Below are 13011 nucleotides of genomic sequence, written 5' to 3'. Positions count from 1 at the left end.
TCCATGCCGCTCGATCCCGCCCTTCGCGACCGCATCCTCGCCTCCGTCGAGGCCGGTTTCGCCGAACAGATCGCCTTCACCCAGGAGATGATCCGCTTCGGTTCGGTGCGCGGCGAGGAGCACACCGTGCAGGATTTCGTCTTCCGCGCCCTCAAGGCACGCGGTTTCACCATGGACCGCTTCGCCATGAACCGGGAGGCGATCACCGCCCATCCCGGCGGCGCGCCCTTCTCGGACACCCACTCCGAGGCCCCGATCGTCGTCGGCATCCATCATCCCCGCGAGGAGAAGGGCCGTTCGCTCATCCTGCAATCCCATGTCGACGTGGTGCCGGCCGGCCCGGCCGATTCCTGGACGCATCCGCCCTTCGATCCCGTCATCGAAGGCGACTGGCTCTATGGCCGCGGCGGCGCCGACATGAAGGCGGGCGGCACAGCCAACCTCTTCTGCCTCGACGCGCTCCGCCGCATCGGCCTGCAGCCGGCGGCGACCGTCTATGTCCAGTCGGTGGTCGAGGAAGAATCGACCGGCAATGGTGCGCTGATGGCCCATCTGCGTGGCTACAAGGCCGATGCGGTGCTGATCCCGGAGCCGGAGGAGGAGATGCTGGTGCGCGCCAATACCGGCGTGCTCTGGTTCCAGGTCGAGGTCCGCGGCGTGCCGATGCATGTCCGCGAGATGGCGGCCGGCGCCAATGCGATCGACGCCGCCTATCGCGTCATCGGTGCGCTGCGCGGGCTCGAGGAGGAACTCAACCGCGAAAAGGCCGGGCGCGAGCATTTCGAGGAGATCGCCCACCCGATCAACCTCAACATCGGCAAGATCGAGGGGGGCGACTGGGCCTCCTCGGTGCCATGCTGGTGCAGGATCGACTGCCGCATCGGGCTCTATCCGGGCGTCATTGCCGAGGAACTGGCGCGCCGGATCGAGGCGGCGGTCCTTGCCTATGCGCGCGGCGACAAGTTCCTCGCGAACAACCCGCCCAAGCTCAGCTTCAACGGCTTCTATTCCGAGGGCTATGTGCTGGAGCCCGGCAGCGAGGCCGAGGCCGTGCTCGGCCGTGCCCACCAGGCCTCGACCGGCAAGCCGCTCAAGAGCTTCATGACCCCGGGCTATCTCGATACCCGCGTCTACGCCCTCTACGACAAGATCCCGGCGCTCTGCTACGGGCCGATCTCGGAGAACATCCACGCCTTCGACGAGCGCGTCAGCCTCGCCTCGCTGAAGCGCATCACCGGCACCATGGCGCTGTTCGTCGCCGAATGGTGCGGGGTGGAGCCGGTGGCTGGCTGATATGGCTGGTCGTCCCGGGCGACCAACGGGAGACCCGGGACCCATGCCTGAACCTCTTTCGGAAGACCTCAGGCATGGATCCCGGCTCTACGCTTCGCTTCGGCCGGGATGACGTTGCGATTGGTCACAGCCCGCGTGCACTGTTCGCGCATCGAGCCTCCACCGAAATGACATGACGCCCGCGCCCCGCCATCCCGCATAGTCCTGCCATGCCGCCCGCCCCGTCCCGCTCGCTCCTGCTCGTCCCGCTGCTCGGCCTGCTCTGGGGCTTCAACTGGCCGGCGGTGCGGATATCGCTCACCGAGATCGCGCCCTGGACGCTGCGCGCCGCCGGCATGACCTTCGCCGGGCTGGTGCTCGTCGCGATCGCGCTCGCCCGCCGCGTCCCGCTCGCCGTGCCAAGGGAGCAGTGGCCGCGGCTGATCATCGCCGGCTTCCTCTCGATCGCCGCCTTCAACGTCCTGCTCGCCTTCGCCCAGCTGATGGCGCCGACCTCGCGTGCCGCGATCCTGACCTTCACCATGCCGATCTGGGCGACGTTGCTCGCCTTGCCGATCCTCGGCGAGCGCTTCGACCGGCGCCGCCTTCTCGGCCTCGGTCTCGGCATCTCCGGCCTCGCCTGCCTCGGCCTGCCCTTGATCCGCAGCGGCCAGCTCTCGCCCGGGCTGGCGCTCGCCTTGCTCGCCGCGCTGAGCTGGGCGCTCGGCACCATCGTCACCAAGCGCTGGCCGGTCGCGGCGCCGGCACTCACCATCGCCGCCTGGCAATTGCTGGTCGGCGGCGCCGCGGCTGGCCTCGGCATGCTCGTCTTCGAGGGCCTGCCCGTGCCCAAGCTGCTTTCGCCGAAGGTCGTGGCGGCACTGAGCTTCCACATCCTCGGCGCGCAGGCGCTCGCCTATTTCCTCTGGTTCGTCGTGGTCGCGCGCCTGCCGGCGGGCATCGCCAGCCTCGGCACCTTGATGGTGCCGGCTGTCGGCGTACTCGGCTCGGTGCTCCTCCTCGGCGAGCGCCCGACAGCGACCGACTGGCTCGGCCTTACCCTCGTCGTCGCAGCCTCAGGCGCGATCATGATCCCGGCTTCGCGCAAGGCATAGCCGGTCAGCCTCGGACACAGCCGCGAAGGCTTGTCGAAGCCAGCGCTTCGCGGCAGGGTCTGGGCGCTCGCCCATTCCCGGCCGCCCCCCGGACCTTGTCGCTCGTCCGGCCGGCCGCTCCCTCCGCCCCATTGCGCCCGGCGCGCGAAGAACTCCGCTGAAAGCCTTGCCATGAAGTTCCCGATCGACGCGCCCTACCCGTCCCGGCGCTCTCCCGTCCTCGCCCGCAACCTCGTCGCGACCTCGCATCCGCTCGCGACCGAGGCCGGGCTGTCGATGCTGCGCAGGGGCGGCAACGCGCTCGATGCGGCACTCGCCGCGGCGATAACCCTGCCTGTGGTCGAGCCGACAGGAAACGGCCTCGGCTCCGATGCCTTCTGCATCCTCTGGGACGGCAAGGAGCTGCACGGGCTCAACGCCTCCGGCCGTTCGCCTTCCGCCTGGACGCCCGAGCGCTTCGCCGCCCAGGCGGGTCTGCCCCAGCGCGGCTGGGAGAGCGTCACCGTGCCAGGCGCCGTCTCGGCCTGGGCCGAGCTGTCGCAGCGCTTCGGCAAGTTGCCCTTCGAGACCCTGTTCGAGCCGGCGATCGAATACGCCTCGCGCGGCTTCCACGTCACCCCGATCATCGGCGAGCTCTGGCAGCGCGGCGCCAAGCTGCTGCACGCCCAGCCCGGCTTCGCCGAGCATTTCATGCCGGGCGGCAGGGCGCCGCTCGCCGGCGAGATCTTCCGCACGCCCGACATGGCGCGGAGCCTGCGCCTGATCGCCGAGACGCGCGGCGAGGCTTTCTATCGCGGCGAACTCGCCGGCAAGATCGCCGCCTTCGCCCGGGAGCATGGCGCGGCGCTGACCGAGGACGATCTCGCCGCTCATCGCAACGACTGGTGCGGCACGATCAGCCAGCGCTTCGGCGAGGCCGCACTGCACGAGATCCCACCCAATGGCCAGGGCATCGCCGCGCTGATGGCGCTCGGCATGCTCAGGGAGACCGATATCGGAGATTTCGCGCCCGACAGCGCCGAGGCGCTGCATCTCCAGATCGAGGCGATGAAGCTCGCCTTCCTCGACGTCGACACCTATGTCGCCGACGAGGGCAGCATGCATGAGATCACGACGGCGCATCTGCTCGACCCGGCCTATCTCGCCTCGCGCGCCAAGCTCATCGACCGCAGCCGCGCGACCGAATTCCCCGTAGGCGCGCCGAAGCAGGGCGGCACGATCTGCCTCGCCACCGGCGACGCCGACGGCATGATGGTCTCCTATATCCAGTCGAACTATGCCGGCTTCGGCTCCGGCGTCGTCGTGCCCGGCACCGGCATCAGCCTGCAGAACCGCGGCTTCGGCTTCACCACGCAGGCGGGGCATCCCAACGAGGTCGGCCCGCGCAAGCGGCCCTTCCACACCATCATCCCCGGCTTCGTCATGGGCCCTTCCGAGCCGATCATGGCCTTCGGCCTGATGGGCGGGCCGATGCAGGCGCAGGGCCATCTGCAGATGATGCTGCGCACCCAGCTCTGGCGGCAGGATCCGCAGACCGCCGCCGACGCGCCGCGCTGGCGCGTGATGCAGGGCCTCGACGTCGCCATCGAGAGCGCAATGAACCCTGCCGTGGTGCAGAAGCTCGGCGCGCTCGGCCATCGCATCGCTCTGGAGTCCCCGGATTCGAGCTTCGGCTTCGGTGGCGCGCAGCTCGTGCACCGGATCGAAGGCGGCTATGTCGGCGGCTCGGATTTCCGCAAGGACGGGCACGCCGCCGGCTTCTGAGCCTTTTCCGCGCCGGTAACTACGACGAAAGGCCGGCGGGCGGCACTCTGGACGCAGCTTCGGAACTCCGCGCAGGATGCGCGCGGGGAACGCGTACCCGGCCAGCTCCGAGCCGGGACGGCCGAGGACGTAACCAGAATGCGCACGCAAGTCGCGATCATCGGCGCCGGGCCGGCAGGCCTGCTGCTCGGCCAGCTGCTGCATGCGGCCGGGATCGACAACGTCATTCTCGAGCAGCGCAGCGGCGACTATGTGCTGTCGCGCGTCCGGGCCGGCGTCCTCGAAAGCGGCACGGTCCGGCTGCTCGACGCGGTCGGGGCCGGCACCCGCCTGCATGCCGAGGGCCTGCCGCATGACGGATTCGACCTCCTCTTCGACGGCGTTCGCCACCGGATCGACCTCGCCGGGCTGAGCGGCAAGCACGTCACCGTCTACGGCCAGACCGAGGTCACCCGCGACCTCATGGAGCTACGTGCCGGCCAGGGCGCGCTCACGGTCTACGAGGCGGAGAAGGTCGCCCTGCACGACTTCGACGGCGACGCCCCCTATGTCACCTATCTCGACCGCGGCGAGCAAAAGCGCCTCGACTGCGACTTCATCGCCGGCTGCGACGGCTATCACGGCGTCTCGCGCGCCAGCGTGCCGAGCCGCGCTCTCAAGACCTTCGAGCGGGTCTACCCGTTCGGCTGGCTCGGCCTGCTCGCCGATGTCCCACCGGTCTCGCATGAGCTGATCTATGCCGGCGAGGAGCGCGGCTTCGCGCTGTGCTCGATGCGCTCGAACAGCCGCAGCCGCTACTATCTGCAATGCGCCCTGAACGAGCGCGTCGACGACTGGTCGGATGAGCGCTTCTGGGCGGAACTGCGCCGCCGGCTCGACCCCGCGACCGCCGACGCCCTGGTCACCGGCCCCTCGCTGGAGAAGTCGTTGGCGCCCCTGCGTTCCTTCGTCGCCGAGCCGATGCGCTTCGGCCGGCTGTTCCTCGCCGGAGATGCCGCCCATATCGTGCCGCCGACCGGCGCCAAGGGCCTGAACCTCGCCGCCAGCGATGTGCACTATCTGTCGGAGGCCTTGCGCGAGCACTATGCGGAGCGTTCGTCAGCCGGCATCGACGCCTACTCGGCCCGCGCCCTCGCCCGCGTCTGGAAGGCCGAGCGCTTTTCCTGGTGGCTGACCGGGCTGATGCACCATTTCCCCGATCATGACGGCTTCGGCGGCCGCATCCAGCAGGCCGAGCGCGCCTATCTCGTCTCGTCGCCGGCCGCGATGACGGCCCTGGCCGAGAACTATGTCGGCCTACCCTTCTAATTGGCCCTTTCGGAATAACGCCGGTGGGTTGCCCACTCGGAAACAACTCGCAGACTGCCGCGGCATCTCCGCGGCCGTATCATGCCGCCGGGCACGGCACCGATCATCGGTGTCCCGGCTGGCAGGCCGCTTGTCCATGGTCAGGCAGAGGGACCGACAAGGCATTGCGCGCAAGTGAGGTATTTGGAGTTCAGCATCCGGTTATCGGAGCTGGCTCAACGCGGACATTTGCAACGAGAATTTCACGGCGGTGACGCCCGATCGGGCCGTCACGGGCTAGCGATCTTTCGCTGGACCGCCGGGCCGGGGCTTCATGCGAATGGATGCATTACGGGCGGTTTCGGTGGGTGTCTTGCCGAACCGGCGGCGAAAGGCGGCAGCGAACCGCGCCGTGTTGGTGAAACCGTAGCGGCGGGCGACGGTGGCGACCGCGGCGTCGCAGGTGCCGAGAACGAGGTCGGCATGCGCCAGATCGAGCCGGATGGCGTGCAGCCCGGCCAAGGGTGTATGGCTGCGGAAATGCTTGAACACCGCCGTCAAGGTCCGCAAACTGCAGCCGGCGGCTGCCGCGACATCCGCCATCCGGATCGGCTGCGCGCCCTGAGCGCGCATGAAATCCTCCGCACGTCGAACATAAACGGGAACTGCGCTGCTGGCCGTGTCTGCTAGCCTGTCAGTATAGTTGTGAGCGGCGCCGCGCAGGATCAGCGAGACAAGCAGGTCGGTCAGAGATGCCAGTGCGACCGGGCTGCTGGTCACGCCGTCTTTCCGCTGAAACTCCTGCATGACGAAATCGAGCTGGTGTTTCAGGCTGAACCCGAGCCCGGTGGTCCAATCGAGACCCGGCTCGAAATCGAGAGCCTCGTGCAGTTGCTCATCCAGCATGTGCTCCAGCGCGCTCTCGATATCCGCCACCTTGAAGAAGATGTTGGTTCGCGCGTTGTCGTTGCTCATCGAGAGACGGCCACCTGGAGCGGGTCTCCAGACAAGGCCGGATCGACTTGTGGCTGTCGCGGACTTTCCCTTTTGCTCCAGGGTCGTATGGCCCGTGAGCATCGTCGTGAAACAAAACAGACCTCCGGCGTCGCCATCGACGAAGCCATTGGTGGCGAAGCTGCTGTCAGCGTAGCTTGCGATGATCGAGCCGACGCTGCGCGTCGCGAGCGTAAAGATCGGCTGTTCGAAGCGCAGGCGCCACAGCGCGCGATCCTGCAATTGATAGGTGTAGGTGCGGCTTGATTGCGGGACCCGTTCGGTCACGCGGAAGGTGCCGCTCAGATCCTCTGAATGTCTTGCCCGGACGACATCGAACGTCGCGAGCAGGGCGGGATCGATCAAAGGCACAGCCATCGGCATCCCCAGCTCCGGCCTTGATTGCCCGGTTTCAGGCCACATTAGACAATTTCGGCAACGGGTCGACACATTCGGCAATGAAAATCGGGTCCTGACCGAACACGTGATCCTCCGCGTCGTCCGATATGGCACATACCGGCAACATGCAGGGCAGCAATGGGGAGCCTGATGGCGATCCGGGCAGCTTTGTGGGGGAAGAAGACCTGGTCTTGCGACTGCCGGCGCCGCGTCTGCCTGCGCATCGCTGCGACTGAACTTCAGGCTCGATTCTGCATGCGTCCGATCGGACGCGGGTCGGAGCATGGCGGCGTGGCGCAGCCGACGAAGACATCGGACCGGTCATGGTGGCGAGGTTTGCAGATGCCGGCGCGGATCACCCCGCCGCAGCATCCGGTGAAGGGCAGCGCGCAGGCGCGTTCATCTCTTGGTTTGGAAGCCAGTTCGACCAGTCGCCCAATGTTCAGTTCAACCGGTTGGGGAACGCGGTGAAGCAATTCAGACTGGACGGCGGCGTAGCTCGACTGGCCGACATGGGTCGCCGGCGACCGATTGCCGAAGCTTCGCGCCACCTCGCGCTGAAGCTGAGGCTGACTTCTTTGGTGCTGTGCTGTTCGACCCATAAGGAACTCTGCGCGCGCTTCGCCACCGGCAATCGGACGACGCAGTTCGTGCCCCAGAACGCCTATAAATGGCTCAGCGGCAAGGCCATGCCGCGCTCATCCAGCGTCTATGAAGATTGGGCACGGGTGCTCGGTGGCGCGCTGACCGCGCCCTTCCTTGCCTCGTCCTCCTTCGAAGAGTTTCAGGACGCCGTATGTACCCGTTTCGTGGTGCCGGAAACCGCGCTTTCTGCGCTGAGAGCCGAGGCTGGTCTGCCGCGGAGCCCGGCCCAGGTCGTTGCCATCTCGGCGCTGACGAGAGGGAGCGAGCAGCAGCCTGGCGGGCATTGGTTGGAGGGTACCTACCTCGCGATCTCGCCGGCCTGGTCTCGGGCGGATGCGGGGCGACTGATCATCGGGGCGGTGAGCATCCACACCGACGCGATGCAGCGCCTGCAGATCAGCTACGGCGAAAGCCTGCCCGGCCGTCAGGTTCTCATGAGCGGGCCATTGCAGAGCGATGGACGCAGCGCACAGAGCGCCCTGACCTGCTCCTACACGCGCCGGCTGTCGTTTCTGGGGCTGAATGTACCCAAGCCGCCGGCCAATCTCATCGGCGGCGTTCTCAGCCGCGCGGCTGTTCATGATCCTGACGCCCGGGCTACCGCCAGCCGCATCCTGCTTTTGCGGGGGCCTGGCGCCCGGGCCGAGGGCCTGGTCGCGCGTGCGAGCAATCTCGATGCGGACGGAGCCCTGGTCGAGAGCGAGTTGGCCGCGCTCGGCTATCGCGACGATGCCGCAAGGGCTGCGCTGGGCGCCGGCATCGTCGATTTCCTGAGCACGCCGTCGTCCTCCAGCCTTTGCGAGGTTCAACTTAGAGATCTCGCGCCGCTCGAGATGATGATCGATCGCCTCGCCCCGCCGGCGCCATTGCACAAGGCAACCGCCTGGCACTAGCGCCAAGCAACCACGGCCTCCCAGCCTTCCAGCTTCAGTATCCAGGAAAATTGATCATGCAGGGCAACTCTTCGAAGGGCTTTGATCGTAAGAAAAACACTACCAAGTACCTCGGCAGTCTTGTCGCGGCGGGGTTTTTTACGCTCGCCTCCGTTCTACCGTCCAAAGCAGAAATCACAGGCGAAAAGCTTCAGGCCCTCCTGCCCGGCCTCGAGCAGCAGGTCGCCGCTGGGATGAAGGAGCTTTCGGTTCCCGGCGTCGCCATCGGCATCGTCTTCGACGACAAGCTGGTCTATAGCAAGGGCTTCGGTGTCAGAACCATCGACAAGGCCGACCGCGTCACGTCCGACACCATTTTCCAGGTTGGCTCGACGACCAAGGCGTTCCTGGCGACAGCGCTCGCCCAGGCCGTGGATGCCGGCAGGCTGAAATGGACCGATCCCGTCGTGGATCACATGCCCGCTTTCCAGCTGGCCGATCCCTGGGTCACGCGCGATTTCCGCATCCTCGACCTCGCCGCGCAGCGCGCCGGACTGACCCCTTACGTCAATGACGACCTGACCTTCCTGGGCTTCGACAAGCCGACGCTGATCCGGTCGATGCGCGTCGCGCCGCAAACCGGCATTTTCCGCTCGCAGTTCGGCTATCTCAACATTCCGCACATGGTCGGCGGCGAGGTGCTGGCGAAGGTTGACCGCTCGGCAAGCTGGTACGACTCGGTCAAGAAGACGCTGCTCGATCCGCTCGGCATGTCATCGACGACCGCCAGCCTGGAAGCCATCACGCAAAGCGCCGATCATGCCACCGGCCACAGGTTCGGCGAGCGCCCGGTCGCAATCCCCTTCCACGCAGCCATGCCCTATACGCACGGCCCGGCTGGCGCCTTCAATTCCAACGTCAAGGATATGGCGCAATGGCTGCGCCTGCAGCTCGGGCGCGGGCATTTCGGCGGGAAGGTCCTCGTCTCCGAGGAGAATCTCGACGTGACCTGGACGCCCCGCGTCGCGATGAGCGAGCGCGTGAGCTATGCTGTCGGCTGGGTCGTCAACGCCACGCCTAACGGCCGCGTAATTTGGCACAATGGCGGAACAGCCGGCTTCGGTGCCCATGCCGGCTTCCTGCCGGATGGCCGCACCGGCATCGTGATCCTGACCAATGTCGGCAACGCGGCGATGGCCGATGCGCTCGCCCAATGGTTCTATGACCGGGCTCTCGGCAATCCGGAGGTCGACAACATCGCCCTCGCCGCCGCAGCCCTGCGGGCGAACCAAGAGCTGCAGCGCAAGCAGGCGGCAGCCTTCATCGCGGGGCCGCTATCTGCCTCTGCCAGCGCACTTGCCGGCAGCTACGTCTCGCCGGTTCTCGGCACGGCAACGGTCGCTATCGTCGAGGGGAAACTGCGGATGACCCTCGAACAGACCGACGCCGTCGCTGTGCTCGAACCGAACAGGGATGATCCGAACCTGTTTTCGGCACGGCTCATCGCGACGGCCGGCTATGAGCCGGTCGTTGCCATGGCCGGCGATGTTCCTTTCAGCCAGATCCGGTTCGAGCGCGACAGCCTCGGCGACATCACCCAGCTGCGCTGGCTGGCTCCAGAGCTGCCGCATGCCTTCACACGCCAGCACGGCCATTAGGCCTGGGCCATTTCGCGCCAACTCGAGGACAAGCCCATGAGCATTTTCTCCAGCAATCTGGCCCGGGCTTCATTGGCCTTCGCCCTGAGCACAACTGCTGCCACGGTTCACGGAGCCCCTGTTTCCGCTCCGTCGTCGTCTATGAGCCAGCAGGGGCTTATCGTCCCGGCCCGCAATGCGCTTCAGGGCATCATCGACTTCCTGGGCGACGGCGACAATTACGTCCATGACGATCACTACGACTGGCAGCGCTACCGGGACTCGACGTCCCGGAAGGAGCGGATCCGCGATTACTATCAAATGCAGCAGGACGCTCAGATGGACTACTGGCGCCACCAGAAGGACGCGCAGAAGCGCATGATCAAGCAGCAGCGCGGCTGGTGAGGCAGATACGGGCAATGACCATGATCAGTCGCGTCGCGATCGCTCTCGTGGCGGTACTGTCGGCGGAAGGCGCAGCCATCGCTGATCCTGCCGCTTCGGTATCCGGAGAGGTTCCGTCTTCCGTTGTCCAGGCCATAAGGGATTTCGAAGCCAAGCCGGTCTTTGCCCATATGAGCTGGGGCATCCACCTCGTCGATCTTGCGACCGGCAAGGTGTTGATCGATCAGGCTGGGAACAAGTCGCTGCTGCCAGCCTCGGTCATGAAGACCTACAGCGTCGCGACCGCCCTTGACCTCTATGGCGCCGATTACCGTTTCCGGACCCCGGTCTACAGGCTCGGCACCGTCAAGGGCGACGTGCTCCACGGAGATCTCGTCCTCGTCGCGTCCGGCGATTTCAGCTTCGGGCTCCGCGAGCAGCCCAACGGCAAGCTTGGCTTCAACAGCCTGCCGGAGGTCGACCACAACACCACCTATACCGGCTTCCCTGGCGGTGCCTATGTAAGGAACAGCGATCCGCTCGCGGCGCTCGATGCCCTGGCCGCACAGGTCAAGGCTGCGGGAATCCGCGAAATCACCGGCGATGTGATGATCGACGATCGTCTCTTCGAGACCTATCGGGGGTTCTCGTCCGGGCCGATCGCTCCGATCTGGGTCAACGAGAACGTCATCGACATCATGGTGACGCCGACGAAACCCGGCGAGAAACCCAAGGTCGATTGGCGTCCGAAGAGCGCTGCTGTCACCGTCGAGAACGACGTCACCACGGTTGCCGGCACGGCCGGGCCGCTCGAGGTGACCACACAAGGCGGCGGGGTGGTTCGGGTCAGCGGAAAGATCGCGTCGGAAGGGCCGCCGATCCTGACGATGTCCCAGATCGCCGATGCCACTGGCTTCGCGCGCACCGTCTTCATCGAGGCGCTGGTGCGGGCCGGGATCAGGGTCACCACGGGTCGGCTCGGCCCCGCCGGGTCGCTGCCCGATGCAGGTTCCTACAACGATGCCAACCGGGTGGCGGAACACGTCTCGCCGCCGCTCTCCGAATTCGCCAAGGTGATCCTGAAAGTCAGCTACAACCGCGGCGCCGACCTCATGGTCTGTCTTGCCGCGGTGAAGGCCGGAAGCCGTGATTGCGGCGAGGGGCTGGCCGAGATGCTCAAGCTGCTCGCCCGGCATGGCGTTTCATCAACCGGAACCTATGTCTTCGACGGTGCCGGAAGCAGCCATAACAGCCGGACGACGCCGTCGGATCTCGCGACCTTCCTCAGGGAGATAACGATCACGCCCTGGGGGAGCGCTTTTCATGATGGCATGGCCGTTCTCGGTGTCGACGGCTCACAGGCGCTGAATGGCGCGGGATCGCCGGCGGTCGCGCAGGTTCGGATAAAGGACGGCGACATGGTCGCCGGAAGCGCTGCCGGGCAGCTTGTCGCGCTTGCCACCACCCAGACGGGATACATCGCCGCCAAGAGCGGACGCAGGCTCGTCTATAGCCTGATGGTCAACAACATCCCCTTCCTGTCGCTGAAGGACTACTCCGCCGCCCGGGCCGATGTGGCGGCGGTCGTCGTCGCGATCCAGCAGGGCTATTGAAGCGACCGGAGAACGTCATGCCCTCTGCAGCACGCTCCCGCTCATGCCTTTCCGTGGCCGCGGCGCTCCTCATCACTACGGACGTATCGACTGCCGAAGGCTTCTCCCGCTCCGTCGACATCGGCGCTGGCCGCAGGATCTACCTCGAATGCAGAGGCACCGGGGCGCCGACGGTCGTGCTGGTCTCGGGCAAGGGGAACGGCGCTGCCGACTGGAGCGAAACTCTCGCTCCCGCCGACCCGGTCCACAAGGCCGATTATGACGCCTTGGCCTGGGGAAAAGGTACTCTCCGCAAGAGCGAGTCGGCGGTCTTTCCGATGGTGTCGCGCTTCACTCGCGTGTGCGCCTATGACCGGCCTGGGGTAAGGCTGGACGGACCGGATCAGTCCACGCCGGTCGCCCAGCCGCATCCGGCCGACCAGGCGGCCGACGATCTCCATCGGCTGCTGACGGCAGCAGGCGAACCCGGCCCTTACGTGCTGGTCCCCCATTCCTACGGCGGGCTGATCGCCGCACTTTTTGCACGGACCTGGCCCGACCAGGTCGGCGGTCTCGTCATGGTCGACGCCGCGACGCCACTGATGCGCGAGGTGGCAAGCCCGCAGCATGTGGCGAAATGGGACGCACTCAACAGGACGTCCGTGCCGGCGGCTCCCGAGGCCATCATGCTCCTCGATGCCTTCGCCAAGATCGACGCTGCCGCGCGACCGCGCGAAGTGCCGGCCATCGTGCTTGCCAGCGACAAGCCATGGCAACCGCCATCGGCTCAACCGGAGAGCGACCCGGCTGGCGGCGTCTCCTTCGCGGACTGGAAGGCGTCGGAGACGCTGCTCGCAACGTCACTCGACGCCAGGCTCGTCGCGAACACGAACAGCGGCCACAACATCCATGCCTATTCGCCGCAACTGGTGATCGACGCGATCCGCGAGGTCGTGGACGCCGTGCGCGCGGGCAAAGCACGTATCGGGCCCTGAAGAACTCCTCATCCTGCCGGCCCACTCGGCCTCATCGGCTCCGCCCGACCTTTACG

Annotated in this window: 10 protein-coding genes; 9 read left to right on the top strand and 1 reads right to left on the bottom strand. The window is 66.5% G+C overall.

The genetic code is table 11. The features are described from left to right. Nucleotides 1-3 precede the first annotated feature (3 nt). The 4 genes from DK26_RS20395 (at nt 4) to pobA (ending at nt 5459) form a co-directional block, all read left to right on the top strand. Nucleotides 4-1293 carry an ArgE/DapE family deacylase gene (locus DK26_RS20395; protein ID WP_066476232.1) on the top strand — a complete coding sequence of 430 codons (1290 nt, stop codon included), beginning with the start codon at nt 4-6 and terminating at the stop codon, nt 1291-1293. A gap of 209 nt (nt 1294-1502) precedes the next feature. After that, nucleotides 1503-2387 carry a DMT family transporter gene (locus DK26_RS20390; protein ID WP_066476231.1) on the top strand — a complete coding sequence of 295 codons (885 nt, stop codon included), beginning with the start codon at nt 1503-1505 and terminating at the stop codon, nt 2385-2387. A 171-nt stretch (nt 2388-2558) separates the two neighbouring features. Further along, nucleotides 2559-4151 carry a gamma-glutamyltransferase family protein gene (locus DK26_RS20385; protein ID WP_066476230.1) on the top strand — a complete coding sequence of 531 codons (1593 nt, stop codon included), beginning with the start codon at nt 2559-2561 and terminating at the stop codon, nt 4149-4151. A 138-nt stretch (nt 4152-4289) separates the two neighbouring features. Continuing rightward, nucleotides 4290-5459: a 4-hydroxybenzoate 3-monooxygenase gene (gene pobA / locus DK26_RS20380; RefSeq protein WP_066476228.1), complete on the top strand. Its 1170-nt coding sequence runs from the start codon at nt 4290-4292 to the stop codon at nt 5457-5459. A 276-nt stretch (nt 5460-5735) separates the two neighbouring features. Here the strand turns inward: pobA and DK26_RS20375 are convergent, their stop codons facing one another. Further along, complete coding sequence (locus DK26_RS20375; protein WP_066476227.1) at nt 5736-6815, bottom strand: AraC family transcriptional regulator; 1080 nt, start codon at nt 6813-6815, stop codon at nt 5736-5738. A 338-nt stretch (nt 6816-7153) separates the two neighbouring features. Here DK26_RS20375 and DK26_RS20370 point away from each other — a divergent pair, with 338 nt between their 5' ends. From DK26_RS20370 to DK26_RS20350, 5 genes are read left to right on the top strand one after another with little or no spacing between them, the layout of a single operon-like run. Next, nucleotides 7154-8368: a hypothetical protein gene (locus DK26_RS20370; protein ID WP_066476226.1), complete on the top strand. Its 1215-nt coding sequence runs from the start codon at nt 7154-7156 to the stop codon at nt 8366-8368. A 56-nt stretch (nt 8369-8424) separates the two neighbouring features. Beyond that, entirely contained in the window at nt 8425-10005 is a 1581-nt protein-coding gene (locus DK26_RS20365) for a serine hydrolase domain-containing protein (RefSeq protein WP_066476225.1), read from the top strand. Between the two features lie 36 nt (nt 10006-10041). Continuing rightward, complete coding sequence (locus tag DK26_RS20360) at nt 10042-10389, top strand: hypothetical protein (RefSeq protein ID WP_157089750.1); 348 nt, start codon at nt 10042-10044, stop codon at nt 10387-10389. A gap of 14 nt (nt 10390-10403) precedes the next feature. Further along, nucleotides 10404-11981 carry a D-alanyl-D-alanine carboxypeptidase/D-alanyl-D-alanine-endopeptidase gene (gene dacB, locus DK26_RS20355; RefSeq protein WP_066476219.1) on the top strand — a complete coding sequence of 526 codons (1578 nt, stop codon included), beginning with the start codon at nt 10404-10406 and terminating at the stop codon, nt 11979-11981. Nucleotides 11982-11998: 17 nt separating this feature from the next. Further along, nucleotides 11999-12955 carry an alpha/beta hydrolase gene (locus DK26_RS20350; protein WP_066476217.1) on the top strand — a complete coding sequence of 319 codons (957 nt, stop codon included), beginning with the start codon at nt 11999-12001 and terminating at the stop codon, nt 12953-12955. The last annotated feature ends 56 nt before the right edge of the window (nt 12956-13011 follow it).

It is taken from the genome of Allobosea sp. WAO (genome assembly GCF_001509835.1).
In the GTDB taxonomy this organism is placed as follows: Bacteria; Pseudomonadota; Alphaproteobacteria; order Rhizobiales; family Beijerinckiaceae; genus Allobosea.
Note: the sequence above shows the minus strand (reverse complement) of the source record. Positions and strands in the feature narration are given on the sequence as shown.

Excerpts from the sequence above, each read along its gene's own strand:
- DK26_RS20395 (WP_066476232.1), top strand. The coding sequence starts at position 4 with ATGCCGCTCGATCCCGCCCTTCGCGACCGCATCCTCGCCTCCGTCGAG.
- DK26_RS20390 (WP_066476231.1), top strand. The coding sequence starts at position 1,503 with ATGCCGCCCGCCCCGTCCCGCTCGCTCCTGCTCGTCCCGCTGCTCGGC.
- DK26_RS20385 (WP_066476230.1), top strand. The coding sequence starts at position 2,559 with ATGAAGTTCCCGATCGACGCGCCCTACCCGTCCCGGCGCTCTCCCGTC.
- pobA (WP_066476228.1), top strand. The coding sequence starts at position 4,290 with ATGCGCACGCAAGTCGCGATCATCGGCGCCGGGCCGGCAGGCCTGCTG.
- DK26_RS20375 (WP_066476227.1), bottom strand. The coding sequence starts at position 6,815 with ATGCCGATGGCTGTGCCTTTGATCGATCCCGCCCTGCTCGCGACGTTC.
- DK26_RS20370 (WP_066476226.1), top strand. The coding sequence starts at position 7,154 with ATGGTGGCGAGGTTTGCAGATGCCGGCGCGGATCACCCCGCCGCAGCA.
- DK26_RS20365 (WP_066476225.1), top strand. The coding sequence starts at position 8,425 with ATGCAGGGCAACTCTTCGAAGGGCTTTGATCGTAAGAAAAACACTACC.
- DK26_RS20360 (WP_157089750.1), top strand. The coding sequence starts at position 10,042 with ATGAGCATTTTCTCCAGCAATCTGGCCCGGGCTTCATTGGCCTTCGCC.
- dacB (WP_066476219.1), top strand. The coding sequence starts at position 10,404 with ATGACCATGATCAGTCGCGTCGCGATCGCTCTCGTGGCGGTACTGTCG.
- DK26_RS20350 (WP_066476217.1), top strand. The coding sequence starts at position 11,999 with ATGCCCTCTGCAGCACGCTCCCGCTCATGCCTTTCCGTGGCCGCGGCG.